Consider the following 24,213-nt stretch of genomic DNA (forward strand, 5'->3'; position numbering starts at 1 on the left):
CCGAACTTAACCCTTGGCGGTCTCAGACTGCTTGCCGGCAACCACTTCGCACGTCCCGCCCCTGGCCTCAATCTTGGCCCGGGCGGAAGCGCTGAAGGCGCTCGCACAAACCGTGAGTTTTTTGGTCAACTCACCGTCGCCCAGAATCTTGATGCCGGCGGCCTTGCCGCTCGCCAGCCCGCTGGCGCGCAACGCGGCTTCATCCACCCGCGTGCCGTCGGCAAAGTCATTCAACGAACTGACATTCACCGGCAGATAAACGGTGGCGAAGCGGGTGTTGTTGAAACCGCGCTTCGGAATGCGGCGGATCAAAGGCATCTGACCACCTTCGAAACCGATGCGGATGGAGCTGCCTGAGCGGGCGGTCTGGCCTTTGCCACCGCGGCCGGACGTTTTGCCGTGACCGCTGGATTCACCCTGCCCCAAACGCTTCCGGCGGTGCTTGGCACCCGGACGAGGTTTTAAATCGTGAAGTCGCATATCCTGTTAAGCTGTCGCCGTCGCCGTGGCCGGCTCGGCCTTTTTCATTTCGATGCCGCGCGCCTTGTAAATGTTCTCGCGCAGGCGGAGGCTCAGCAAGGCGTTCAGCGTCGCCTTGACCACATTGGCGGAATTCTTGGAACCGAGAGACTTGCTGAGAATGTCCTTCACCCCCGCCGATTCCAGCACGGCGCGCACCGTCTTGCCGGCGATGATGCCTGTGCCGGGTGACGCCGGGCGCAGCAAAACCCTTGCGCCATCAAAGTGCGAATAAACCTCGTGCGGAATGGTCGGGCCGTTCAGCGCCACGCCCACCATGTTGTTGCGGGCCATTTCGCCGCCGCGCCGGATGGCGTCGGCCACTTCACTGGCCTTGCCCAGGCCCACGCCGACGCGTCCCTTCTTGTCGCCCACGACAACGAGGGCGCTGAAATTGAACCGGCGTCCGCCCTTGACCACCTTGGCCGAGCGGTTGATGAACACGACCTTCTCCACGAGTTCGTCGCCCGTCTGGCCAAACTCGCGCGACTGGTCGGACGACCTCGGCCGGCGGCCCCGGGGCCCACGTGCGGGACGTGAATCGGCGGGCTGCTCGGGCGCGGGCGCGGGCGCGGGCGTCGCGTTGTCTGCAACAATTTCTTCTTTCATGGAAACTAGAACTTTAGACCTGCTTCGCGCGCGGCGTCCGCCAGCGCCTTGACCTTGCCGTGATACGGATTGCCGCCACGGTCAAAAACCACCCGGGTGATGCCCTTTCCCATCGCGGCCTGGGCCGCTTGCTTGCCGATTTCAACGGCACTCTTCACGTTGGCCGAGAGCTTTTCACCGGCAGCCCGCCCTTTCGAACGGGTCGATACCGTCGCCAAGGTGGCGCCCTTCGTATCGTCAATGAACTGCACGTAGATGTGGGTGTTGGTAAAACACGCACTCATGCGCGGACGTTCGGTCGTCCCATTGACCTTGGTGCGGATGCGCCAGTGGCGCCGCCGCTTCAAATCGTGTTTCTTTTGAACTTTCATGTGGACTGGACCACGGAGCTGGCCGTGACCGTTGATTCACTGTTACTGAACCGTCTTGCCTTCCTTGCGCTCGACGCGTTCGTTGGCGTAACGGACGCCCTTGCCCTTGTAGGGCTCCGGCGGATAGAAACCGCGTAATTCCGCGGCCACCTGACCGACAACCTGCCGGTCCGGCCCTTCAATCGTGATCTTGGTGTTTTCTTCCACGGTCACCTTGACCTGATCCGGAATCGGATAATTGATGGGGTGCGAATAACCGAGATTCATGGTGACCGTCTTGCCTTGGACGGCGGCCTTGAAACCGACGCCTTGAATCTCGAGCTTCTTCATGAAGCCGTCGCTCACGCCCTTGACCATGTTGTTGATCAGTGCCCGGCCCAGACCGTGCATGGCCCTGGCCTGTGAGTCATCACCTTCGCGGGCGACCTCGACCTTGCCATCGGCCACTTTTGCGGTGGTGCGAGGCGGCAGGTCCATGTTGAGCTTGCCCTTGGGGCCCTCAACCAGAACCTTGCGGCCTTTGATCTCAATCTTGACCTTCGGCGGAAGGGCAATGGGTTGTTTACCGATACGCGACATAACTCAAATCCTTACCAGACGAAGCAGAGCAGTTCTCCGCCCAAATTCTTCTTGCGGGCCTCCGTCCCGCTCATCACCCCTTCGGAGGTGGACAGAATCGCCACACCCAAGCCGCCGCGCACGCGCGGAATGTCCTGGGCGCCGACATAAACCCGGCGGCCGGGCGAGCTCACGCGCCGCAGGCCTTCCATGACGGTCTTCTTGCCCTGATACTTGAGCTGGACCTTGATCTTCTTCTGAATCTTGTCGGCGTTTTCCACCTCCACGGTGGAAACGTAACCCTCCTGCTTGAGGACTTTGGCAATGCTCTCCTTCATCTTGGAGTGCGGCATCTCCACAGCCGGCTGCAATGCGCGGCCCGCGTTGCGGATCCGCGTCAGCATGTCAGAAATCGAATCGTTCATAATCTTACCAGCTTGCTTTGGTCACTCCCGGAATCAACCCGTTCAGGGCGGCCTCACGGAACGTCAGACGGGACACCCCGAACTTGCGGATGTAGCCGTGACGACGCCCGCTGATCGCACAGCGATTGACCAGCCGCGTGGGGCTGGCATCGCGCGGCAGCTTCGCCAGACCGGCGTAATCGTGCTTGGCCTTCAGCTCGGCCCGCAGGGCGGCGTATTTCTTCACCGTCGCGGCCTTGCGCTTGTTGCGCTCAATCCATGATTTCTTGGCCATATAAAATTCGTGCGGTTACTTTTCGGCAAACGGGAATCCCATCAACTTCAACAACTCGAGCGCCTCTGCGTCCGTGGGGGCGCTGGTCACGATGGTGATGTCCATGCCCTGATTGCGCTTCACCTTGTCCAGTTCGATCTCCGGAAAGATCGTCTGGTCCGGCACGCCGAACGTGTAGTTGCCGCGGCCATCAAATTTGCGCGGCGAAAGGCCACGGAAGTCACGAATCCGGGGAAGCGTCGCCGCCACCAGCCGGTCAAAGAACTCATACATCGCGTCCTTGCGGAGCGTCACGCGGCAGCCGATGGGCATGCCCTTGCGGAGCTTGAAGTTGGCAATGCTGTGGCGCGATTTGCTGATCGCCGGCTTGCGACCGGTGATGGCCGCCAGATCCTTGGCCGCGTCGTCCAAAGCGGCTTTTTCCAAATCCGAACGAATCCCCATGTTCACGACGATCTTTTCGATGCGCGGAATCTGATGGACGTTCGCATATTTCCGGCGCTCCTTGAGCGCGGGAATCACTTCACTGACGTATTTTTGATGGAGTCGGGCTTTCATTTCGCTTTGGTCCGGTTATGGCCGGAGCGTTCAGGCGGTCGCCTGGGCGCCGCGCTTCTGGGCGCGGGCGTCAAATTTCTCCGCCAGCATCACATTCGAAATGTGAATCGTCCCCTCGCGCTCGACGATGGCGCCGTTGGGGTTTTGCTGGCTCTTGCGCTGGTGCTTCTTGATCATGTGGGCGCCTTCCACGATCACGCGCTGCTGCTTGGGATAGACGGCAATGATCTTGCCGCGCTTGCCCTTGTCGGCGCCACTGATGACCACGACCTCACTGCCCTTTTTCACGTGCTGTTTCGACATATCAGACAACCTCCGGCGCGAGTGAAATGATCTTCATGAACTTCTTGTCGCGCAGCTCGCGGGCCACGGGACCAAAGATGCGGGTGCCCTTCGGATTCAGCTCCTTGTCAATGATGACGCAGGCGTTCGAGTCAAACCGCAGGCAGGAGCCATCGTCACGACGGATCGCCTCCCGGGTGCGCACGACCACGGCGTCGTGCACCTCGCCCTTTTTGACCTGGCCGTCCGGCGCAGCTTCCTTGATGTGCACCTTGATGACATCGCCAACCCGGGCGTAGCGCTGGTTGCGGCCCAGCACGCCGATCGCCCAGGCGACCTTGGCGCCCGTATTGTCGGCCACATCGAGATGAGAGCGGACTTGTAACATGGCTTCTTTCTTAGGCGGCCGGATTCACTTCCGGGGCGCGTTCCACAACTTCCACCAGCCGCCAGCGCTTCAGCTTGGAGAGCGGGCGGGTTTCCACGATGCGCACCCGGTCGCCAATGCGGGCTTCCTGTTTTTCGTCGTGCGCGTAAAACTTGTTGTAGGTGCTGATGACCTTTTTGAACTGCGGGTGCGGATGACGCCGCAGAACCTGCACCACAATGGTGCGGGTCATTTTGTTCGAGACCACCTCGCCCACGCGTTCCTTGCGCTTGCCGCGCGGTTCGCCGGTTGTCGCTGCTGTCGTGTTCGTATCGGCCATACCTTAAGCTGCCTTCTTGGTTTGCTCGTTGCGGAGTTGCGACATGCGGGTTTCCACGCGCGCAATGTCACGGCGCAACTGACGCAGGCGCGCCGGCTTTTCCAGCTGGGCGCTCGCCTGCTGCAGGCGCAGGTTGAACAGTTCCTGACGCAAATCCCGGCCTTTGGCCGCGAGTTCCGTCAGCGTCGAATCTTTAATCTCCGAAAATTTCATGTCAGTAGCGCGTTATGAATGCTGGTGACGCGAAACGAATTTGGTTGCGATCGGCAGCTTGGTCGCCGCCAGACGCATCGCTTCGCGGGCAATGACTTCCGGCACCCCGTCCACTTCAAACAAAATGTTCGCGGGACGCACCACGGCCACCCAGGACTCCAACGGACCCTTGCCGGTGCCCATACGAACTTCCAGCGGCTTCTTGGTGAAGGACTTTTGCGGAAACACGCGAATCCACATCTTGCCATGCCGCTTCATATGGCGGGCAATGGCCACACGGCAGGCTTCCAGCTGCTTGGTGTCGATCCACGCGCGCTCGAGCGCCATCAAACCGTATTCGCCGAATGCCACGGTATTCCCGCTCGTGGCCAGGCCGGTGCGGCTGCCACGCTGCATTTTGCGATACTTAACTCTCTCGGGCATCAATGCCATATCACATCTCTCCTCGGTTAGGCCGCAGCCGTTTCGGTTTTAGCAGTCTCCGCCTTCACCGGCTTGCGGTCGCCTTTGCAAATCCAGCACTTGACCCCCAGCTTGCCGTAAACCGTCTTCGCCTCGGCAAAGCCGTAATCAATTTCCGCGCGCAACGTATGGAGCGGCACGCGGCCCCAATGGTAGGATTCAACGCGAGCCAGTTCCGCGCCGCCCAACCGGCCGGCACAACGAACCTTGATGCCCTGCGCCCCCAAATCCTTGGCCACCTGCAGCGCCTTCTTCATGGCCCGGCGGAAAGAGACGCGACGCTCCAACTGAAGCGCGATGTTTTCGGCCACCAACTGGGCGTCGAGATCGGGGCTCTTGATCTCCACGATGTCCACGTAAATTTCCTTGCCCGTCATTTTGCTCAATTCTTCCTTGAGCTTGTCAATTTCAGCCCCTTTGCGGCCGATGACGACGCCAGGGCGGGCGGTTTGAATGGTCACGCGGCAGCGGCTGGCGGCGCGTTCGATCAGAATGCGCGGCACGGCGGCGCCTTCGAGCTTCTTCTTGAGGAAGCTGCGGATGCGGTTGTCTTCGACAACCAGCGCGGAGAAGTCCTTCTTGTTGGCATACCACTTGGAACGCCAGTCTTTGGTGACGGCAACGCGGAGGCCGATTGGATTTGTCTTTTGACCCATACGCTTACTCGTCTGTCAGAATGATCTTAACATGGCAGTGACGCTTCAGAATCGGACCCGCGGACCCGCGAGCCTTGGGCTGAAACCGTTTGTAGGTGGACGCCGTGCCGGCTGTGGCCACCTTGATGCGGAGCACCTCAGGCTTGAGGCTGTTGTTGTTTTCCGCATTGGCGATGGCGCTCTTCAGCGTCTTGGCCACAATGCCGGCGCGTTTGCCGGGCATGAAGGAAAGCACCGCGGCGGCCTGCAGCGCCGGCAGCCCCTGGATTTGCCGCACCACCTCGCGCATCTTCTGCGCGCTGGTGTTGACGTTCTTGGTAATGGCTTGGACTTCCATGCTACTTGGCCTCCGCCTTCGCCGTGTGAGCGCCGTGTTTCTTGAACGTGCGGGTCAGCGAGAATTCGCCCAGCCGGTGGCCCACCATGTTTTCCGTGACAAACACCGGGTTGAACACCTTGCCGTTGTGCACATTGAACGTCAGCCCCACGAACTCGGGGGTGATCATCGAGCGCCGCGACCACGTCTTGATGGGCGCCTTGGACTTCGTCTCCTTCGCCTTGACGATTTTATCCATCAAGTGCCCGTCAACAAAGGGACCTTTTTTAATCGAACGACCCATAGTTTACTTGAGTTTCATCGGCCGGCCGTCACGACGGACCAGAATGAACCGATTGGAAATTTTCTTCTTGTTCCGGGTGCGATAACCCTTGGCCAGCAAACCCCACGGGGAGGTCAATTGCTGCCAGCCGCCACCGGATTTTGATTTGCCTGCACCACCACCATTCGGGTGATCGACCGGGTTCCGCGCCACACCGCGCGTGATGCCACGGTAACCGAGATGACGCGCGCGCCCCGCCTTGCCGAGGACGACGTTTTCATGCTCGGTATTGCCCACCTGCCCGATCGTTGCGTAGCACTCTTCGTGAATACGACGGATTTCGCCGGAAGGCAGGCGCACTTGGGCGTAACCACTGTCGCGCGACATCAAGGTCGCCGCCCCGCCGGCCGAGCGGACCATTTGGGCACCCTTGCCCGGGACGAGTTCAAGATTGTGAATCGCGACACCCACCGGGATCGCCTTGAGCGGGAGCGCGTTGCCCACTTCCGGGGCCGCCGCCGGACCACTCATGACTTTCTGCCCCACTTGGATGCCAACGGGCGCCAACATGTAGGCCTTTTCCCCATCCTTGTATTCCAAAAGGGCCAGCCGGGCGGAACGCGTCGGATCGTATTCAATCGCGGACACCGTGGCTTCCACACCGTGCTTCTTCCGTTTGAAATCCACGATGCGGAGCTTTTGCTTGTGACCGCCACCAATACCACGGGCAGTCACACGGCCATAGCAGTTGCGTCCGCCGGTCTTCTTGCGGATCACAACCAAGCTCTTCTCCGGAGTCGTCTTGGTAATATCGCTGAAGTCCGCGACAGTCTTGTATCGCAGCGACGGCGTCAGCGGTCTAAAAGTTTTAACTGGCATAAGTCGTCAACAAAACCCAAGTCAGCTTGGAGCTAGCGGAGCCATCATTCCTGCGCCGGTGAGGCGATCAGTTATCGGTTCCGATGTAATGCTGTCCGGTTTGGCCTTTTGGGCGAAACGGAGCGCAGACAATATCAATCTGCTTTTTGATGGCAAGTGGTTTTTTACAGATTTTTGGTTGGGCGCGGAAACCGTTCAAATCCCAGCTCTGCCACACACCGGCCGGCCCGCGCAACCGGAAGGTCAGCCAATAAAAGCCGTGTGCACTGCGCGCATGGCCTGTTCGCCCTTCGCAAGATCAATCACCACCGAGATCTTGATTTCACTGGTGGAAATCATGTCGATGTTGACGCCTTCCTGCGCCAACACGTCGAACATCTTGCCCGCCACGCCCGTGTGGCTCTTCATGCCCACGCCCACAATGGACAGCTTGCCGATGCTTTCGTTGGCCATCACTTCGCGGATGCTGAGCTCAGCCTTCAACGCGTCGATGACTTTTTTCGCCTTGAGCAGGTCAGGCTTGTCCATGGTGAAGGAAATGTCGGTGGACGGGCTGCCCGTGCCGTGGCTGATGTTTTGCACGATCATGTCCACGTTCACCGTCGCGTCGCCGAGCGCCTTGAACACGCGCGCCGCCATGCCCGGCTTGTCGGGAATGCCGATGAGCGTGACCTTGGCCTGGTTCTTGTCGAGCGAGACGCCGCGCACAACGACGCCTTCCATGGATTTCGTTTCTTCTTTCACAATCGTTCCGGGGTTTTCGTTCAAGCTGGAGCGCACTTCAAAGACGACGCCAAATTTCTTGGCGAACTCGACCGAGCGGGATTGCATCACCTTGGCCCCCAGGCTCGCGAGCTCGAGCATTTCGTCGTAGGACACTTCGGGCAATTTTTTCGCCGTGGGCACGATGCGCGGATCGGCCGTGTAAACGCCGTCCACGTCCGTGTAAATCTGGCAGAGATCGGCCTTGAGCGCCGCGGCGAGCGCAATCGCCGAAAGGTCGGAACCACCGCGGCCCAACGTGGTGATCTGACCTTCGGGCGTCTGCCCCTGGAAGCCAGCCACAATGACCACGCTGCCGGCCTGCAAGTGCTCGTGAATTCTTTGCGGGGTGATGTTGTGAATCTTGGCCTTGGTGTGCACCCCGTCCGTAACGATGCCCGCTTGGGCGCCGGTGAGCGAAACCGCCTTGACGCCCAAGGCATGCAACGCGATGGCGGTCAGCGCGATGGTGGTCTGTTCCCCGGTCGCGAGCAGCACGTCCATCTCGCGTTCCGCGGGCAGCGGCATGATTTCCTTGGCCAGCTTGATGAGGTTGTCGGTCACTCCGCTCATCGCGGAAACGACCACCACCACCTGGTCGCCTTTGGCGTGGTATTTGGCCACCCGGGCCGCGACATTTTTAATGCGGTCGGGGTTGCCCACCGAGGTGCCACCGTATTTCTGAACAATCAGTGCCATGTTGTGCCCGCCCTTTGGCGGACGCGCAAAATAGGGGGTTTGACCCGGTTTGCAAAGCGGGGAAATGGCGCAGAATAAACGCTTAAGCGCACCATCAGCAGGCCCGCTTTTCAATGGGCGGCAGCCAGGTAATCACGAAACGCGTCGTAGTCTGTCGTCATGCGGTCGAAGTCCTCAGGCAACACCTCCAAAGCCGCCAACGACGGTGGGACTTCGGGCGTAAAGCCCAGCACCTTTTCGATCTCGGCGGGAAACTTCGCGGGATGCGCGGTCTCCAGGACCACTGCCGGCGCACCGGCCAGCGGTTCCGTGGCCAGGTAATCCCCAAACCCATGCCAGCCCACCGCCCCGTGTGGCTCCAACAAAAGTTGATGCTTCTCCCACGCCAGCTTGAGGGTGGCGCGCGTCTGTTCATCGGAAACGGAACTGGAATACAAATCACACCGCATGGCTTCTAGGCTGGGTGCCCGGAGGATGGTGCCCGTTTCATCCATCTGCCCGCCGTAAACCGCAACCAGCCGCGCCAGGTTGCTCGGGTGCCCGACGTTCATCGCGTTTGAAAGGCAATTGCGCGACGGCTCGATCTTCGCATAGCCACCGGTGCCGAGGAAACGCGGGAACTCGTCATTGCCATTCACCGGCACCACGAGCTTTTTGACCGGCAATCCCATCCGGCCCGCGATGACCGCGCCCATCATGTTCCCGAAGTTCCCGCTGGGCACACAGATCACGATCGGCTCGCCCGGTTTGGCCAGCCGTGATGCCGCGTAGAAGTAATAAACACTCTGCGGCAGCAGGCGGCCGATGTTGATGGAGTTGGCTGACGACAGCGGAATGTGCTGCAACGCCGGATCGGCAAAGGCGCGCTTCACCAGCGCCTGGCAATCGTCAAACTTTCCGTCCACCGCAATGCTGCGGATGTTGCCGCGCAGCGTGGTCATCTGCTTGCGCTGACGGTCGCTGACTTCGGCGATGGGAAACAACACGATGACACGAATGCCTTCCACGCCGTGAAACGCACTGGCCACGGCGGAGCCGGTGTCGCCACTCGTCGCGACGAGAATCGTCAATTGCTGTCCGGCTTCACGCACGAAGCGGCCGATGAGCCGGGCCATCATGCGCGCGGCAAAATCCTTGAATGAGGCCGTCGGCCCCTGGTCCAGCCGCATCACCGCCACGCGGTCCAGCCCGCGCACCCGCTCCAGCGGCACTTCAAAGTCGTAGGCGTCCTGGCAGAGCTTTTCGAGCACGTGCGCGGGCAGCACGTCTTCGGTGTATTTGCCCAGCACGCGGAAGGCGATTTCGTGATAGGGCATCGTGCCGAACGCGGCCATCTCGGCCGGCGTGAACGGCGGGAAGGCATCTGGCAGATATAATCCCTTGTCCGGCGCCTGCCCTTGCAGCAGCGCCGTGCGCAAATCAACCGCCGGGGACCGGCCGTTCGTGCTGTGAAGAAGAATGGCAGCCATGAACCGCGCAATTAGTCAAAACTTTCCACCCGCAGCATCACCGGTTTCGCCTTCACCACGGGCAGCTTCGCGATTTTCGTCAGGGCCTTTTGCATCGCGGCGTTGGGCGCGTCATGAATCATCAGAATCAGCGGCACCACTTCGCCCACGTGACCTTCCGGCTGAATGACCGACGCAATGCCAATCTTTGCCGCGCCCAGGATGGTTGAAATCTTCGCAATGACGCCCGGCTGATCGACGACGCTCAAACGCAGATAATAGCGCGACACCACGTCACCGATGGGCGCCACCGTGCCCTTGCGCTCGTAGGATGCGAACGGCGGCACGCGCAACGTGCCGTGCACCAGGTCGAGGGCCGCATCCGCCAGATCGCTCAACACGGCGCTGGCGGTCGCATCCTTGCCCGCGCCGCGACCGTAATACAGCGTGTCGCCCACGGCGTCGCCGCGAACAAACACGGCATTGAACACGCCATTCACGTTCGCGAGCACGTGGGCATTGGGAATGAGCGTCGGGTAAACCGAAACCTGAATCTGTTTGGCGCCTTTGGCTCTGCGTTCGCCGGCTTCCAGCGACTTCACGATGCCGAGCAGCTTGATGGTGTAGCCGAGCTGCTGCGCGAATTGCATGTCGAGTTTCGAGATGTGCCGGATGCCTTCCACGTGAATCTGCTGCGGCCGCACCCAGAAACCGTGCGCCAGCGACGCGAGAATGCCGGTCTTGTGCTCGGCGTCGAAACCGTCAATGTCCAGGTCTGGCGGCGTCTCCGCGTAGCCCTGCCGTTGCGCGTCCGCCAGCACGTCGGCAAACTCCGCGCCCTCCTGCTTCATGCGTGTCAGGATGTAATTGCAGGTGCCGTTGACGATGCCGTAGATGTGCGTGAAGCGGTTGCCCACGAGGGCTTCGCGGATGGTCTTGATGATGGGAATGCCACCCGCCACGCTCGCCTCGTAGTAGAGATTCGTCCGGTTCGCTTTCGCCGCAGCGAACAATTCCTCGCCGTGCGCGGAGATCAGCGCCTTGTTGGCGGTGATGACCGGCTTGCCCTGCTTCAGCGCCGTCAGGACGATTTCCTTCGCAATGCCGGTGCCGCCGACGAGTTCGATGACCGCATGAATGTTCGGATCGTTGACGACTTCCTTCCAATCCGTGGTTAGCAGGGAGCGCGGGATGTCGTAGGGCCGCGGCTCGGTCAACGACTTCACGGCGACCTTGGTAATGGCAACCTGGACACCCAGGCGCGCGGCCATCAGGGCGCCGTTGTTTTGCCAGTGATGGAAAACGCCGCTGCCCACCGTTCCGCCCCCGATCATGCCAATGTTCACCTGCTGCATAGGGCGCGGAGAGTGCCGGGAAGCGCCCGCACGGACAATGCAATTTTGGAACCGGAATAAGTTCAAAAAAAGCCTTGGCCCGCCGCGACTGCATTGCCATTTTTTCAGAAAGGAGCACCCCCCAGATCGACCATGAACTTTTCACGTCCTGGCCTCATCGCCTGTCTCGCCCTGATCAATTTCGCTTTGTCAGCCCGGGGCGGCGTGGCGCCCAGCATCATCAGCGGTCCCGTCGGCCGCGTCGCGCCCGCCGGCACAAACATCGCATTCAGCGTAACCGCCGACGGGACGGCTCCCCTGCTCTATCAATGGTATTTCAACAGCAACGCCATCCCGGATGAGACAAATGCCACGTTGCTTTTGACCAATGTGCAATCGGCCAATGCCGGGCCGTATTTCGTGACGGTGTCGAACGATTTCGGCGCCACCAACAGCGGCGTCGCGAATTTGGTGGTGAACAACGCCGCGCCGATTTTCTGGTCACAGCCGCAAGGCATGTCAACGTGGCCGGGATCTGCCGCGCTGCTCTCCGCGGGTTATGTTGGCAGCACACCGCTGACGCTTCAGTGGCGTTTGAACGGGGTCGATTTGCCGGGCGCGACGAACGCGGCCCTGGCCCTGCCCAACGTGCAATTCAGCGACGGTGGCAGTTATGTGCTGCTGGCGTCCAACGCCTACGGCACCCGGCTTACCACACCGGCGCCGTTGAACGTCGCGGAATTGGCTGCCTGGGGCGCCGGCGCGGCCAGCGTCGTCACCCTGACCAACTACGGGCAGAGCTTCCCGCCCAACGGCCTGAGCAACCTGCTGGCCGTGGCGGCCGGCGGCTGGCACAGCCTCGCGTTGCTGCCCAATGGCCGGGTGGCAGCGTGGGGCTACAACAACGTCGGCCAGATCAACAACTTCATTCCCGCGACCAACGTGGCCGCCATTGCCGCCGGCTGGGAACACAACCTGGTTCTGCGCAGCAACGGCACGCTGGCGGCCTGGGGTTACACGGCCTACAGCCTGACGCAAATCACCGCCGCCATGACGAACGTCGCCGCCATTGCAGCCGGCTGGTTGCACAACGTCGCCGTTCGCAGCAACACCACCGTGTTTGCCTGGGGATTAAATGCGTATGGCCAGACGAATGTCCCGCCGGGCTTGAGCAACGTCGTGGCGGTGGCCGCCGGCTACGGTCACAGCCTGGCCTTGAAAGCCGACGGCCAAGTGGTCGCCTGGGGACTCAACACCAGCGGGCAAACCAACGTGCCGGCGGATTTGAGCGATGTGGTGGCGATTGCGGCCGGAGCCTCCAACAGCCTCGCCTTGACGGTGGACGGCACCGTCGTCGCGTGGGGCGCCAACGACTACGGGCAAAGCACGGTGCCCGCCGGACTGAGCAACGTCATTGCCATCGCGGCCGGCGGCGCCCATGCGCTCGCCCTCCAAAATGACGGCACAACGGTGGCCTGGGGGCTGGACAATCATCAACAGGCAACGGTGCCCGCCAGCCTGCCGACGGTGGCGGGAATTGCTGCCGGCCAGTTTCACAGCCTAGGTCTGCTCACGGACAATTCGCCTCACTTTGTGCGCCGGCCATTGGATCATCTCGGCTATGAAAACAATCCCGCCTACCTGAGCGCGGCCGCCTGCGGGCTCGCACCGCTGCACTATCAATGGCTCCGCGGCGTAACAGCCGTTGAAGGAGCAACGAACGCCACCCTGAGTCTGGCCAGCGCGCAACTCGGCGACACGGGAACCTACCAACTGGTGGTCACCAACGATCTGGGCGCCATCACCAGCACACCGGTCGCATTGACGATTCTTTCGTCCCGGCCCTACTTCGTCATCCAGCCGACCAATTACGTCACCCTCGCCGGAACCAATGCGACCTTTTCGGCTTTGGCCACCAGCCCTTGGGGCAGCAGCTATCAATGGCAATTCAACGGCGCGAATCTCCCGAATGAGACCAACGCCACGCTGACCCTCGTCAACGTGCAACTGGTCAACGAGGGCTCCTACTCGGTCGTGGCCAGCAACCTCAACGGCAGCATCACGAGTTCGAACGCCTACCTCGACGTCCTCACGCTGCCGGAGGCGCTGAACGCCACAAACCTGACTTGGAACACCTTTGGCGACGTGCTTTGGAAGCCCGCATTTTCGCCGGCCTACGCCAATCCCGGCGTCGGCCTGTGCGGTCCGCTGACGCCCACGCAGCAAGGCTTCTTGCAGACAACGGTCGTCGGCCCCGGCACGTTGAGTTTCGCGTGGCAGGCGCCGGTTTACGCCAACTTGAATTTCGAACTCGACGGTCTCCAACAGGGTTTTGTTCAGATGAGTTCAACGTGGCAGCCGCGGACGTATTATCTCTCCGCGGGCTCGCACGTTCTGACCTGGATTGCCTCCCTGTCCTTCACCCCGTTCGGCTCGGGGTATGGCTATCTGGACGCGGTCACGTTCACACCCGGAGCCACGCCCGTGACGCTCACGGCACAGCCCGCCAGCAAAACATTGCCCGCCGGAACCAATGCGATTTTCAGCGTGGGCGCCGCGGGCACTCCGCCCTTGAGCTACCAATGGAGTTTCAACGGCACCAATCTGCCCGGTGCCACCGGAGCTTCGCTGGCCCTCCATGACATTCAGGCCGGCGCCACCGGCACCTACCGCGTAACCGTCAGTAATGACTACGGTGGACAATCGAGCACCAACTTTTCGCTCGTCGTTACGCCAGCCGCGCCCGTTCTGTTGACCCAGCCAATCGCCCAGCAGATGCTGGTGGGCGGCGCGGTGCTGTTTAGTGGCACGGCCCAAGGCACCCAGCCCATCACCTACCAATGGCGCCGGAACGGCGTTGATCTGCCGGGCGCCACGAACACCTTGCTGATGCTTGCAGACGTGCAACTGACAGACGCGGCGGATTACTCCTTGTCGGCCAGCAACGTGATCGCCGAAACAGTCAGTTCCAATGCCTGCCTGTTCGTTTACGAACTGCCTGACTTGGTCTCCGCCTTGGGCGGAACCGGCATCACGTGGAGCACCGACACCAACGCGCCCTGGTTTCCTCAAACCAACGTGACGCATGACGGCGTGCTGGCTGGTCAAAGCGGCGCGCTGGCGACAAACAGTCAGTCGTCCGTGCTCACGGGCGTCGTCAACGGTCCTGCAACCGTCACGTTCTGGTGGAAGGTATCCTGCGACAGTTTCTGGAGCGGCCTGAGTTTCCTGGTCAACGGCGTCGGCCAGGCAACCATCGCCGGCGACGTGGATTGGCAGCCGCAATCCTTTTTGATCGGTCCCGGCCCGCAAACCCTGCAATGGAACCTGACCCGCGGCACATTCGGGAGCGCCACGGATCGCGGTTGGGTGGACGAAGTCGAGATCACGCCGGGCTGGGTTCCCGTGGCCTTGACGGCCCAGCCCAGCAACTTCACCGCCATGGCGGGCAACGCGGTAACGTTTGGCGTTGCCGCCACGGGCACCCCGCCGCTGCGTTACCAATGGCAGTTTGAAGGAGCCAGCCTTGCGAATGCCACCAATGCCACGCTCACGCTCGTCAATGTTCAGTCCAACAACATCGGCAATTATTCCGTGGTGGTGAGCAACGATTACAGCGGAGCCACCAGCACCAACGCCCTGCTCTCCGTGTCGTCCTCCGGCCCGGTCCTCACCGCCCAGCCCGCGGACCGCCTCACCACGTTCAACAACACGACCACCTTCTCCGTGGGCGTCAAAGGCTCAAACCCGCTCCGCTACCAGTGGTTGTTCAACAGCAATGCGATTGCTGACGCCACCAACGCGTCGCTGGTGCTGACCGGCCTGCAACCGGCCAATGTCGGCGACTACCGGGTCGTTGTCTCCAATGAATTCGGCAGCGTCACCACCTCAAATGCGCACCTGAACCTGGCCCGGATGGTTGTGCTGGATTTTCTGCCGACTCCTCTAAACACGCGGCCCACCCCGGCCGATCTCACCAACCTCATTGCCATCGCCGCCGGAACGGGACATTCACTGGCCCTGCGGGACGACGGCACCGTGACGGCGTGGGGCAACAACACCTTTGGGCAAACCAATATTCCGACGGGTCTGGCCGACGTTGTCGCCATTGCCGCCGGCTCGTCCCACAACGTTGCCTTGAAGGCGGACGGCACGGTGGTCGCGTGGGGCGACAACACTTATGGGCAGACGATGGTTCCACCCGGCTTGAGCGGCGTCAGGGCCATTGCCGGCGCTTCGAGTTACAATCTTGCCTTGAAGGACGATGGAACGGTCGTGGGCTGGGGACAGAACAACTACGGTCAGTTGAACATTCCCCCGGGCTTGAGCAACGTCGTGGCGATTGCCGCCGGCAATTTCAACGGCGCGGCGGTCAAGCTGGACGGCAAAGTTGTTGTCTGGGGTCAGAACCCCTACGGCCAGGGCGTGCCCCAAGCCGGGATCAGCAACGTCGTCGGTGTGGCCCTCAGCGGCAGCCGGGGCTGGGGACTGTTTCAGGATGCAAGCGTGAGCGGCTGGGGTTTTGCCGCCTTCAACAATTGGGAGAACATCGCCGCCCTAAGCGCCACCGGCAACGACCCCTCCACGGATTACGTTGTCCTGCTGACCTACGACGGAACGATAATCCAAAGTTCGACCTTCCATTACAACCTGCCCGCCATCACCGGCAGTCTGCAAAATGCCGTGGCCATCGCGGCCAGTCCGAATCAAGCCCTCGTTGTGCTCAACGACGGCACGCCGTTTCTGGCCAGTCGCCTGCACGATCGCGCCGTGCTCTCGGGCGCCACGACCGTTTTCGCGTCGGGGGTTGTGGGCGCCAAACCCCTTTTTCACCAATGGCAGTTCAACCAGGGAAACATCCCGGGGGCAACCAACAATCTCCTGATCCTCACCAATACGCCGCTCACCGCCAGCGGGGACTATCGTTGCGTGGTCAGCAACGCGTTGGGCAGCCTGACCACCCCTACGGCACACTTGACGGTGATACGCTCCACGCCCCGGATTGCGTCCGCTTCCTCGGGCTTCACCACGAACGGTGCCTTCGCACTTTCTTTGAGTGGGCTTTCCGGACACGGCAACATCATCTTGTTCACGTCAACGAATCTGACCGATTGGCAGCCGATTCTCACCAACCCGCCCGTGCTGGGCTCCCTGCTGCTCGCCGATCCCAGCACGACAAACGTCCCGGTGAAGTTTTACCGGATCGAAGAGGAATAACCGATCTAATCGGGGATGTTGGCGGTGCTGCGGCTCTCTTTGCTGCCCGGCGCGGCAGGCGCCGGGACCATGCAATCCGAGGCCGGCTCCCCAACCCGAAACCACCTTCAGCCGGGCGCATCAAAACAGCGCTCAGACCATCGGCTGAACGTCTCAGTGTAGAATCAGCCCCACCACCGCGCCGCCGAGGACGAGCCATGTGGGATTGATCCGCTGAAACGATAAAATCGTCAGGCTGACGGCACTCAAAAGGACAGTTGGGCCGTCCACCAGTGAGGACCGGCCCAGGTGCCATGTGACCACCGCCATCAACGCCAGCGATGCCACGTTCAGGCCGTCGAGAAAATGTCCGGCGCCGGGCGAACGCCGCAACCGCGGCACGAACGGCCCGCTGACCGCCACGAAGAAAAACGCGGGCAGAAAAATTCCCACCGTGGCCACCGCCGCGCCGGGCGCACCCGCAAGCACCCACCCAATGAAGGTCGCCGTCGTGAACACCGGCCCCGGGGTGATCTGTCCCACGGCGATGGCATCAAGCAACTGGCTGTCGGTGAGCCAATGCCAGCGGTCCACCAAATCCGCCCGCAAAAAGGCGAGCAACACATAACCGCTGCCGAACAGCACGGAGCCCACCTTGAGGAAGAAGCAGAACATTGACCCGAGCCCGAAGGCGGCTGAACTGGCCGCCGTCCCACCGGCGGAAGCCGGCCAGGCCAGCGCCAGCCAGGGCGCCGCGCCAGCGCGGGACAGCTTCCGCGGCCATGGCCGCGCCAGCGCCACCAGCGCGCCGGCTCCAAAGAGCACGATGAGTTCGTTGGCGCCGCAAAAATTGAGAATCGCCGCGGCGAGCCCCACCACGGCGAGCAGCTTCGTTTTCACCGCGGTCCGCCCCAGCCGCCACAACGCCTGCAACACAATCACGATGATGACGGGTTTGACCCCATAAAGGAGTCCCCCGGCTTCCGGCAACCGGCCGAACTGCACGTAAGCCCAGGCAATCAGGCTGACCATCAGCGCCGCCGGCAAAATGAAACAGACGCCCGCCACGAGGAGTCCCGGCCAGCCGGCGCGCCGGTGCCCGATGTGGATGGCCAGTTCGGTTGAGTTCGGACCGGGAATGAGATTCGTGGCGCCCAGGAGATCGAGAAATTCTGCGTGCGTCAGCCAGGCCCGCCGGCGCACCACCTCATCCTCCATCATGGCGATATGCGCCGCCGGTCCGCCAAACGCGGTGGTGCCCAGTTTCAGAAACAACCGCGCCAGTTCGCCCAACCGGCCGGCGCGATCGCGATCTGCCGCCTCGCTCACGGGAGGGCAGCCGCCGGCGGCAGCACCAGCACCTGCGCGCTCATGGCCGGCTGATGCATGGCGCACACGAGGTTGAACAGCCCTTCCTCGTGGAAGGTGAAGATGTAGGAGGTTTCCTTCAACGGCGGCAGCAACTGACTCAACAGCACCTTGCCGTGCGGATCAATCAGCATGAAGTCGTGATTGTCGTCGGGCTGGAGATTCCAGAAGCGGATTTGCGTCGGCTCGTCCCGCTGCACCGCGAAAAAGGCCGGCGAAAAGGCATAGACTTCCCCGAATTTTTCGAGGCTTTCCTTGGCTGCGTTCTCCTTCACGGCCACCGCCTGCGTCTGCACCACGATGCTGGCGCGCGACACGCCGTTCGTCGTCACGGTCACCACCCGCGCGGCTTCGGCGTTGGGCAGATAAAATGACGCCATGTCCAGCGGATGCTGCAGGTTGCCCATCGGTTCTCGCGGGGAACTGGCACAGCCGTTCAGCAACCCAACCGCCACCAACATCGTGAGACCAGGGATGATTTTCATGAGTTTACGAATTTCCGGAATGTTTCGCCGACGCACCGGCGCGACCGGCCAGCCAGGCATCCACCGACCAGCGGCCGGCGCCGACAAGAATCAGGTAAAGCCCGCCCAACCACATGGAAAAATCCGTGCGTGCCTCGTGCATCAGGCTGAGGAAGCCGTAGCGCGGCAGTGATGCGAGCGTCAGACCGCCGAAGCTGTGGCCCAGCAGGATGGGAATCTTCGTCGTTACAATGGCGACTGAAATATCGACAACCAGCAGCACCGCCGCCGGACGCGTGAGCAGGCCCAGCAGCACCAGCGCGCCGCCCACCGTTTCCACGCCACCGACAAACGGCCCCAGAACGTCCGGCCAGGGCAGACCGATTTTGGCGAAGCGCCCGGCCCCCAGCGCCGCCGGGTAGAGAAACTTCTGCACGCCTTCAACGAAGAACACCGTGCCAACCAGCAGCCGAATGAGCACGACCGATGCCGGTGCCCGCGTCTTCGCAACCTGGGTCAGTGCGCTCATGCGTTCATTCCGCGTCCGGTCCGGAGCGGTAGTGCAGCACGGTGACCTTTTCCAGCGTGATCAGGCCGCCGCCCACCATTTTTTCCAGCTCCGGGAGGAAGCTTTGAATTTTTTCCCCGGCGTCCACGATTTCAATGACCAGCGGCAGATCCGCCGAAAGCCGGAGGATTTTGGCGGTGTGCACCCGGCTGGCCTTGCCGAAGCCCATCGGGCCACGCAGGACCGTGGCACCGGCAAGATGCAGCTCGCGGGCCTTGAGCACGATGGCCTCATAAAGCGGCTGGTGTCCCCACTTGTCGCTTTCGCCAATGAAAATGCGGAGCAAAACGGCTTCGCTTGGGATTTGCATGTCAGTTTCCTTTCATCGCCGTGAGCCACGCCCCGAACAAATAACCCAGCCACGTGCCGGCCAGGCAGAGCACCACGGACAGCAGCACGTTGCCGCCGGCGTAGAACCATTCGCGGTCGCGGAGCAGGTTGAGAGTTTGCAGGCTGAACGAGGAAAATGTCGTAAAACCGCCGCAGATCCCAATCATCACAAACTGCGTGACGAAGGCGCGTGATTCGGGCGCCATCCGGGCTTCGGGACTGGTCAACGCACCAATGACCCCGATGATGAAGGAGCCAAGAATGTTCACCGTCAGCGTGCCCGCCGGGAAGGTGGCAAAGCGTTGCGCCACGATGCCGTTCAGCCAGTAACGCCCGACGCTGCCCAGCGCGCCGCCCAAGGCAACCCACAAATAGACGGCATTCGTCATGGGTTCAGCAGTAGCGCAAATGGCCGGAAAAGCAAAGGCCCATGGTTGAGCCTTCGCCGGAACCCCGTAGTGGGACCTCCGTCCCGACCAACGGTTTGCAAGACGCGCCTGACCGATATTCGCGGTGTGGGCTTGACCGCAAATCACGTTCTCTGATTGTTTAGTTAAGTTCCCCATGAAATTCAGAACCCAACCCCGGGTCATGCTCGGTCCCGCGCTGGCCCTTGGCTTCGCGCTCGCCATTGCGACCGCGCAAGCCGCGCTGGTCCATCAATGGAATTTTAACGAAACGTCCGGCACCAACCTGTTCGATTCCGTCGGTGACGCCCATGCCTGGGTGGTCGTTGCCAATGGCGGTGGCGGCTACTCGCTCAACGGCAAGCGCATTCGCCTCGACGGGGGCGACCGGGCCACCGCGGACTACGTGCAGTTTCCGGAAACGGTTTTCGACGGTCTGAGCAATGTGACCGTTGAAGTGTGGGCGGTGCCCCATTCGTTTCCCAACTGGGGCCGCGTCTTTTGCATCGGACCCGGGGACGGACAGGACATCAGCAACAAGCTGATCCGCGTGGCGTTTTCCCAGGGGACCAACGGCGACCTGCAACGCTATGGTTTGTGGCCCAATGCGGTGGATGGCGCCATGCCAACGCCCGTCGATCGGGAATATCATTACGTCATGACCTGGAGCGCGTCCGGCGCGCTGAACTTCTATCGCGACGGCGTTTGGGTTGGCACGCAAAGCACCGGCGGCACGAACATCGCCAGTCTGGCCGCCCTGCCCAACACGACGTTCTGGCTGGGCCGCTCGCACTTTGCCGGCGATTCCACCGCCAACGCCTCCTGGAACGAGGTTCGCATTTACGACACCGTGCTGGATGCGGCCACGATCCAGAATGATTTCCGCCGCGGGGCCGATGACACGCTGGGGCTTTTGCACCGCTGGAGCTTTTCCGAAACCAGCGGCACGAACTTCGCCGATTCCGCCGGCACCGCCACCGGCAATGTCGTTCAACAGGGAACCGCCGATTATTCGCTGGGGTCCGGACAGGTCACCCTGGCTGGCGGCGCTCGCGACACGGCTGACTATGTCTCGTTCCCATCGCGCCGGCTGGACGGCTTGAGCAACCTGACCATCGAGGTTTGGGCGACGCCCAATGCCGCGCAGAACTGGGGCCGCGTCATTGATATTGGCGACGGAGTGACGCCCGACACGTCTTTCCTGTTGTCGTTTTCGCAGGGCGCGGACCTGAATTTGCAGCGTCTTGAATTCAAGCCGGCCGGCACCGCCGATTCCGCGCTGCCCACGACCGCCGGCGTGCAACATCACTACGTGGTGACGTGGGATCAAGGCGCCGGCACGTGCAGCTGGTATCGCGATGGCGGGTTGGTGAACAGCTTTCCGCTCGGTTCACAAATGCTGGCCAACGTGCCCAACACGGCATTCTGGTTGGGCCGGTCGCATTACCCGGCCGACAATACGGCCGGCGCAAGTTTCAACGAAGTGCGCGTTTACAACCGGGCTTTGACCACGGATGAAATCGCCTTCCACCACCAGCAGGGGCCGGACAGCATCGCGGCCCCGCCGGCGACCGCCATGGACGATCAGGCCACGCTGAATCCGGGCGCCTCCGTGATGCTCGACGTGCTGGCGAATGACACGCCGAACCGCTTTTTGACCGGTTCCGTCGCCGTGATCGCACCTCCTGCGTTTGGTTCCGCGACCCCCCGGGCCGATGGCCGCGTAGTTTACGTGAACACCAATCCCGCCGCGACCAGTGATGCGTTCACGTATCGCGCCACGGATTCACTGACGGGCAGCTACGCAACCGGTGCCGTATTCTTGACCCTCACCAACGCGCTGCGCCTGGCCGCCACGACGCTGCGCCTGCCGGACCAGCCGCCGACGGTGGCGTATCAAATCGTGGATGCCTTTCCGGGCTTGAACTTCGAAGATGCGCTGGCCATGGCAACGCCACCCGGTGTTTCCAACCAGCTCTTCGTCGTCGAACGCCGCGGGCGCATTTCCTACGTGCCGGACATCAACGCCGTCCATCCGACGCGGCAGGTGTTTCTGGACATTACGGACCAGATGTCCTTCGACGATACGCCCGAGGGAGAACGCGGTCTGCTGGGCCTCGCGTTTCACCCCAACTTCGCGCAGAACGGTTATTTCTACGTCTTCTACATCGCGCCCGGCGCGCCTTACATTGACCGGCTGGCCCGTTTCACGGCCAACCCGGCGACGTTGACGGTGGACACCAACACGCAACAAGTGCTTTTTGACGTCGTCGATCAGGCGTTCAACCACAACGGCGGCGACCTCCATTTCGGCAACGACGGCTGCCTCTACATCGGCATGGGCGACGAGGGCGACCAATACAACTACCGCCAAAACGCCCAGCGCATCGACAAGGACCTGTATTCCTCCCTGCTCCGCATTGACGTGGACAAAAAGCCGGGCAGCGTCGAGCCACGCCCCTCCGCCAACACCACCACGATTTACACCAACGCACAGGGAAAGGCCTTCTATTCCATTCCACCGGATAATCCGTTCGTGAACGCGGCGAGCTACCTGGGACAGCCCATCAACACCAACACGCTGCGCGCCGAGATTTTTGCCACCGGCTTCCGGCACATCTGGCGATTTTCCATCGACCAGCCGACCGGCGAAATCTGGGTGGGCGACGTGGGTCAGGATCGCTACGAGGAAGTCGATGTCGTTACGAATGGCGGCAATTATGGCTGGGCCTATTTCGAGGGGTATTCCAACGCCATCTCGCTTTATCCCTCACAAACCACGCTGCTCTCGAACCCACCCTCCGCGTTTGTGCACAGCCTGCCGCTTTACGTTTACCCGCACACCAGCGTGGCGGGCGGGGATGGTCAATACAAAGGCAACTCCATTTCGGGCGGTGTGGTGTATCGCGGCAGCCGCATCCCGCAGCTCACGGGCGCCTACATCTTCGGCGACTTTGAATCCGGCAACCTCTGGGCTTTGTGGCGCACGAACAACACCGTCCTCACGAACCGCATTGCCGGCGTGGGCGGCGCGGCGGCCTTCGGACTCGATCCCGGAAACGGTGATGTGTTGATTGCCAATTACGCGGCCAATCAGATTCAAAGATTGGTGCGCACGGACACAGACATGACATCCTTCCCGCAGAAGTTGAGCGACACCGGCGCCTTCGCGGATGTCATCGCGCTGACCCCCAATCCCGGCGTCGTCAGCTACGAACCGATTGTGCCCTTCTGGTCGGACAATGCCATCAAGCGCCGCTGGTTCGCCCTGCCCGATCTGACCCGCCAGGTGACGCATGTGGTGGACGGCAACTGGGGTCTGCCCGCCGGCATGGTGTGGGTGAAACATTTCGACCTCGAACTGGAGCGCGGCAATCCGGCCACGAAGAAGCGCATCGAAACCCGGTTCATCGTGAAGAACACCAACGGCATTTACGGCGTGAGCTACGCGTGGAACGAGGCCGGCACCGAAGCCTATCTGGCCCCGGACGGCGGGACCAATTTCTCGCTGAGCATCACCAATGGTCCCGCGGTTGAGACGCAGCAGTGGACGATTCCGTCGCGCGCCGACTGCCTTGCCTGCCATACGCCCGCAGGCGGCTACGCACTGAGCTTCAACACGCGTCAATTGAACCAGACCGCCACGATGAACGGCGTCACGGGCAATCAGCTGGCGACCTTGAGTGCTGCCGGTTACTTCAGCAATACGGTGCCGGCACCGCAAACGCTCCCCGCCTACGCGGCGGCCACCGACACCACCTACAGCCTGGAATATCGGGCCCGCTCCTACTTTGCCGTGAACTGCGTGCAATGCCATCAACCGGCCGGCGTGGGCCCGGGCACCTGGGATGCACGTCCCTGGCTCACACTGGATCAAACCGGGCTCATCAACGGCGTGCCTTACAACAACGGCGCCAATCCAACCAACAAACTCGTGGTGCCCGGCGACCCGGTTCATTCGGTGGTGTTGCAACGCATCCGGGCCAACGGCTTCAGCCGCATGCCGCCGCTGGCCACATCCGTCATCGACGTGGGCGCCACCAACCTGTTGACCGACTGGATTTCGACCGAACTGACCAACCGCCTTTCGTTTGCCGACTGGCAGCTGGCCAACTTCGGTGAGACCAATTCGCCCCTGGCCGCCGCCAATGCCGACCCGGACAACGACGGTGCCAACAACTACTACGAATACCTCACCCACACGTCGCCGCTGACCAATGCACCGCCGCCCTGGACGGTCCGCATCGACCGGGTCGCGGGCACGGTGGGCGTCACCTTCCAGCGTCTGGCCAATCTGGGCTTTGTGGTGGGGACCACCGACCGTCTGGGCGATTGGAGTCCCTGGGATGTGCCGGACAACCGGCTCTGGTTCGGCGCCTCCAATTTCACCGACACCGTCACCGGACCGTTTGATCTGGCGGAAACCAACCGGTTCTATCGCGTGAAAATCTACGAGCCGTAAATCACATTGCGGCAAGGAAAACGCCGGTTCAGTGTTGCCACTGAACCGGCGCACGAATTTGAG

At 61.7% G+C, this 24,213-nt stretch carries 26 protein-coding genes; 2 read left to right on the forward strand and 24 right to left on the reverse strand.

The features are described 5' to 3' along the window. Window positions 1-6: 6 nt before the first annotated feature. From rplO to VFV96_03510, 19 genes are all read right to left on the reverse strand, one after another. A complete protein-coding gene (rplO, locus tag VFV96_03420; GenBank protein ID HEU5069445.1) occupies window positions 7-480 on the reverse strand; it encodes a 50S ribosomal protein L15 in 474 nt (157 codons plus the stop codon). A gap of 6 nt (window positions 481-486) precedes the next feature. Then, window positions 487-1,128, reverse strand: a complete 642-nt coding sequence (rpsE, locus tag VFV96_03425; protein HEU5069446.1) for a 30S ribosomal protein S5 — start codon at window positions 1,126-1,128, stop codon at window positions 487-489. Window positions 1,129-1,133: 5 nt separating this feature from the next. Beyond that, a complete protein-coding gene (gene rplR, locus VFV96_03430) occupies window positions 1,134-1,499 on the reverse strand; it encodes a 50S ribosomal protein L18 (GenBank protein HEU5069447.1) in 366 nt (121 codons plus the stop codon). A 42-nt stretch (window positions 1,500-1,541) separates the two neighbouring features. Then, on the reverse strand, window positions 1,542-2,078 hold the full coding sequence (rplF, locus tag VFV96_03435; protein HEU5069448.1) for a 50S ribosomal protein L6: 537 nt from the start codon (window positions 2,076-2,078) through the stop codon (window positions 1,542-1,544). Between the two features lie 11 nt (window positions 2,079-2,089). Beyond that, window positions 2,090-2,485: a 30S ribosomal protein S8 gene (gene rpsH / locus VFV96_03440; protein ID HEU5069449.1), complete on the reverse strand. Its 396-nt coding sequence runs from the start codon at window positions 2,483-2,485 to the stop codon at window positions 2,090-2,092. A 1-nt stretch (window position 2,486) separates the two neighbouring features. Next, window positions 2,487-2,756 (reverse strand): 30S ribosomal protein S14, encoded by a 270-nt coding sequence (gene rpsN, locus VFV96_03445; protein ID HEU5069450.1) that lies wholly within the window; start codon window positions 2,754-2,756, stop codon window positions 2,487-2,489. A 15-nt stretch (window positions 2,757-2,771) separates the two neighbouring features. Beyond that, entirely contained in the window at window positions 2,772-3,314 is a 543-nt protein-coding gene (gene rplE, locus VFV96_03450) for a 50S ribosomal protein L5 (GenBank protein HEU5069451.1), read from the reverse strand. A 30-nt stretch (window positions 3,315-3,344) separates the two neighbouring features. After that, complete coding sequence (gene rplX / locus VFV96_03455) at window positions 3,345-3,617, reverse strand: 50S ribosomal protein L24 (GenBank protein HEU5069452.1); 273 nt, start codon at window positions 3,615-3,617, stop codon at window positions 3,345-3,347. A gap of 1 nt (window position 3,618) precedes the next feature. Further along, entirely contained in the window at window positions 3,619-3,984 is a 366-nt protein-coding gene (gene rplN, locus VFV96_03460; GenBank protein ID HEU5069453.1) for a 50S ribosomal protein L14, read from the reverse strand. Window positions 3,985-3,994: 10 nt separating this feature from the next. Continuing rightward, complete coding sequence (rpsQ, locus tag VFV96_03465) at window positions 3,995-4,303, reverse strand: 30S ribosomal protein S17 (protein HEU5069454.1); 309 nt, start codon at window positions 4,301-4,303, stop codon at window positions 3,995-3,997. Between the two features lie 3 nt (window positions 4,304-4,306). Beyond that, entirely contained in the window at window positions 4,307-4,516 is a 210-nt protein-coding gene (gene rpmC / locus VFV96_03470; GenBank protein ID HEU5069455.1) for a 50S ribosomal protein L29, read from the reverse strand. A 12-nt stretch (window positions 4,517-4,528) separates the two neighbouring features. Beyond that, window positions 4,529-4,948: a 50S ribosomal protein L16 gene (rplP, locus tag VFV96_03475; protein ID HEU5069456.1), complete on the reverse strand. Its 420-nt coding sequence runs from the start codon at window positions 4,946-4,948 to the stop codon at window positions 4,529-4,531. A 17-nt stretch (window positions 4,949-4,965) separates the two neighbouring features. Next, complete coding sequence (rpsC, locus tag VFV96_03480) at window positions 4,966-5,634, reverse strand: 30S ribosomal protein S3 (protein ID HEU5069457.1); 669 nt, start codon at window positions 5,632-5,634, stop codon at window positions 4,966-4,968. A 4-nt stretch (window positions 5,635-5,638) separates the two neighbouring features. Beyond that, window positions 5,639-5,971 carry a 50S ribosomal protein L22 gene (gene rplV / locus VFV96_03485; GenBank protein ID HEU5069458.1) on the reverse strand — a complete coding sequence of 111 codons (333 nt, stop codon included), beginning with the start codon at window positions 5,969-5,971 and terminating at the stop codon, window positions 5,639-5,641. A 1-nt stretch (window position 5,972) separates the two neighbouring features. Further along, window positions 5,973-6,254 carry a 30S ribosomal protein S19 gene (gene rpsS, locus VFV96_03490; GenBank protein HEU5069459.1) on the reverse strand — a complete coding sequence of 94 codons (282 nt, stop codon included), beginning with the start codon at window positions 6,252-6,254 and terminating at the stop codon, window positions 5,973-5,975. Window positions 6,255-6,257: 3 nt separating this feature from the next. Next, window positions 6,258-7,112, reverse strand: a complete 855-nt coding sequence (gene rplB / locus VFV96_03495; protein ID HEU5069460.1) for a 50S ribosomal protein L2 — start codon at window positions 7,110-7,112, stop codon at window positions 6,258-6,260. A 243-nt stretch (window positions 7,113-7,355) separates the two neighbouring features. Continuing rightward, on the reverse strand, window positions 7,356-8,573 hold the full coding sequence (locus VFV96_03500) for an aspartate kinase (GenBank protein HEU5069461.1): 1,218 nt from the start codon (window positions 8,571-8,573) through the stop codon (window positions 7,356-7,358). Window positions 8,574-8,683: 110 nt separating this feature from the next. Beyond that, the gene (gene thrC, locus VFV96_03505; GenBank protein ID HEU5069462.1) at window positions 8,684-10,042 is read right to left on the reverse strand and encodes a threonine synthase; all 1,359 of its coding nucleotides are present in this window, start codon (window positions 10,040-10,042) and stop codon (window positions 8,684-8,686) included. 11 nt (window positions 10,043-10,053) lie between these two features. Then, on the reverse strand, window positions 10,054-11,376 hold the full coding sequence (locus VFV96_03510; GenBank protein ID HEU5069463.1) for a homoserine dehydrogenase: 1,323 nt from the start codon (window positions 11,374-11,376) through the stop codon (window positions 10,054-10,056). 132 nt (window positions 11,377-11,508) lie between these two features. Between VFV96_03510 and VFV96_03515 the strand changes: the two genes are divergently transcribed. Continuing rightward, window positions 11,509-16,572: an immunoglobulin domain-containing protein gene (locus VFV96_03515; protein ID HEU5069464.1), complete on the forward strand. Its 5,064-nt coding sequence runs from the start codon at window positions 11,509-11,511 to the stop codon at window positions 16,570-16,572. Window positions 16,573-16,725: 153 nt separating this feature from the next. Here VFV96_03515 and chrA read toward each other — a convergent pair whose 3' ends face one another. The 5 genes from chrA to crcB are packed head-to-tail and all read right to left on the reverse strand — an operon-like array spanning window position 16,726 to window position 19,670. Further along, the gene (chrA, locus tag VFV96_03520) at window positions 16,726-17,880 is read right to left on the reverse strand and encodes a chromate efflux transporter (protein HEU5069465.1); all 1,155 of its coding nucleotides are present in this window, start codon (window positions 17,878-17,880) and stop codon (window positions 16,726-16,728) included. After that, window positions 17,877-18,404 (reverse strand): hypothetical protein, encoded by a 528-nt coding sequence (locus VFV96_03525; protein HEU5069466.1) that lies wholly within the window; start codon window positions 18,402-18,404, stop codon window positions 17,877-17,879. The genes chrA and VFV96_03525 overlap by 4 nt, the downstream gene beginning before the upstream one ends. A 4-nt stretch (window positions 18,405-18,408) precedes the next feature. Beyond that, on the reverse strand, window positions 18,409-18,912 hold the full coding sequence (locus VFV96_03530; protein HEU5069467.1) for a DoxX family protein: 504 nt from the start codon (window positions 18,910-18,912) through the stop codon (window positions 18,409-18,411). 4 nt (window positions 18,913-18,916) lie between these two features. After that, a complete protein-coding gene (locus tag VFV96_03535) occupies window positions 18,917-19,261 on the reverse strand; it encodes a DUF190 domain-containing protein (GenBank protein ID HEU5069468.1) in 345 nt (114 codons plus the stop codon). 1 nt (window position 19,262) lies between these two features. Next, entirely contained in the window at window positions 19,263-19,670 is a 408-nt protein-coding gene (gene crcB / locus VFV96_03540) for a fluoride efflux transporter CrcB (protein HEU5069469.1), read from the reverse strand. Window positions 19,671-19,845: 175 nt separating this feature from the next. Between crcB and VFV96_03545 the strand changes: the two genes are divergently transcribed. Continuing rightward, entirely contained in the window at window positions 19,846-24,150 is a 4,305-nt protein-coding gene (locus tag VFV96_03545) for a LamG-like jellyroll fold domain-containing protein (protein HEU5069470.1), read from the forward strand. The last annotated feature ends 63 nt before the right edge of the window (window positions 24,151-24,213 follow it).

It is taken from the genome of Verrucomicrobiia bacterium (assembly GCA_035765895.1).
Classification (GTDB): domain Bacteria; phylum Verrucomicrobiota; class Verrucomicrobiia; order Limisphaerales; family DSYF01; genus DSYF01.

What these genes read in the sequence shown, in the direction of transcription:
- rplP (HEU5069456.1), bottom strand. Translation starts at nt 4,948, where the DNA reads ATGGCATTGATGCCCGAGAGAGTTAAGTATCGCAAAATGCAGCGTGGC.
- VFV96_03545 (HEU5069470.1), top strand. Translation starts at nt 19,846, where the DNA reads ATGAAATTCAGAACCCAACCCCGGGTCATGCTCGGTCCCGCGCTGGCC.
- VFV96_03515 (HEU5069464.1), top strand. Translation starts at nt 11,509, where the DNA reads ATGAACTTTTCACGTCCTGGCCTCATCGCCTGTCTCGCCCTGATCAAT.
- VFV96_03500 (HEU5069461.1), bottom strand. Translation starts at nt 8,573, where the DNA reads ATGGCACTGATTGTTCAGAAATACGGTGGCACCTCGGTGGGCAACCCC.
- rpsE (HEU5069446.1), bottom strand. Translation starts at nt 1,128, where the DNA reads ATGAAAGAAGAAATTGTTGCAGACAACGCGACGCCCGCGCCCGCGCCC.
- rpsQ (HEU5069454.1), bottom strand. Translation starts at nt 4,303, where the DNA reads ATGGCCGATACGAACACGACAGCAGCGACAACCGGCGAACCGCGCGGC.
- rpsC (HEU5069457.1), bottom strand. Translation starts at nt 5,634, where the DNA reads ATGGGTCAAAAGACAAATCCAATCGGCCTCCGCGTTGCCGTCACCAAA.
- crcB (HEU5069469.1), bottom strand. Translation starts at nt 19,670, where the DNA reads ATGACGAATGCCGTCTATTTGTGGGTTGCCTTGGGCGGCGCGCTGGGC.
- VFV96_03530 (HEU5069467.1), bottom strand. Translation starts at nt 18,912, where the DNA reads ATGAGCGCACTGACCCAGGTTGCGAAGACGCGGGCACCGGCATCGGTC.
- rpsN (HEU5069450.1), bottom strand. Translation starts at nt 2,756, where the DNA reads ATGGCCAAGAAATCATGGATTGAGCGCAACAAGCGCAAGGCCGCGACG.
- VFV96_03525 (HEU5069466.1), bottom strand. Translation starts at nt 18,404, where the DNA reads ATGAAAATCATCCCTGGTCTCACGATGTTGGTGGCGGTTGGGTTGCTG.
- VFV96_03510 (HEU5069463.1), bottom strand. Translation starts at nt 11,376, where the DNA reads ATGCAGCAGGTGAACATTGGCATGATCGGGGGCGGAACGGTGGGCAGC.
- thrC (HEU5069462.1), bottom strand. Translation starts at nt 10,042, where the DNA reads ATGGCTGCCATTCTTCTTCACAGCACGAACGGCCGGTCCCCGGCGGTT.
- rplN (HEU5069453.1), bottom strand. Translation starts at nt 3,984, where the DNA reads ATGTTACAAGTCCGCTCTCATCTCGATGTGGCCGACAATACGGGCGCC.
- rplR (HEU5069447.1), bottom strand. Translation starts at nt 1,499, where the DNA reads ATGAAAGTTCAAAAGAAACACGATTTGAAGCGGCGGCGCCACTGGCGC.
- rplF (HEU5069448.1), bottom strand. Translation starts at nt 2,078, where the DNA reads ATGTCGCGTATCGGTAAACAACCCATTGCCCTTCCGCCGAAGGTCAAG.
- rpsS (HEU5069459.1), bottom strand. Translation starts at nt 6,254, where the DNA reads ATGGGTCGTTCGATTAAAAAAGGTCCCTTTGTTGACGGGCACTTGATG.
- VFV96_03535 (HEU5069468.1), bottom strand. Translation starts at nt 19,261, where the DNA reads ATGCAAATCCCAAGCGAAGCCGTTTTGCTCCGCATTTTCATTGGCGAA.
- rplX (HEU5069452.1), bottom strand. Translation starts at nt 3,617, where the DNA reads ATGTCGAAACAGCACGTGAAAAAGGGCAGTGAGGTCGTGGTCATCAGT.
- rplV (HEU5069458.1), bottom strand. Translation starts at nt 5,971, where the DNA reads ATGGAAGTCCAAGCCATTACCAAGAACGTCAACACCAGCGCGCAGAAG.
- rplO (HEU5069445.1), bottom strand. Translation starts at nt 480, where the DNA reads ATGCGACTTCACGATTTAAAACCTCGTCCGGGTGCCAAGCACCGCCGG.
- rplB (HEU5069460.1), bottom strand. Translation starts at nt 7,112, where the DNA reads ATGCCAGTTAAAACTTTTAGACCGCTGACGCCGTCGCTGCGATACAAG.
- rpmC (HEU5069455.1), bottom strand. Translation starts at nt 4,516, where the DNA reads ATGAAATTTTCGGAGATTAAAGATTCGACGCTGACGGAACTCGCGGCC.
- rplE (HEU5069451.1), bottom strand. Translation starts at nt 3,314, where the DNA reads ATGAAAGCCCGACTCCATCAAAAATACGTCAGTGAAGTGATTCCCGCG.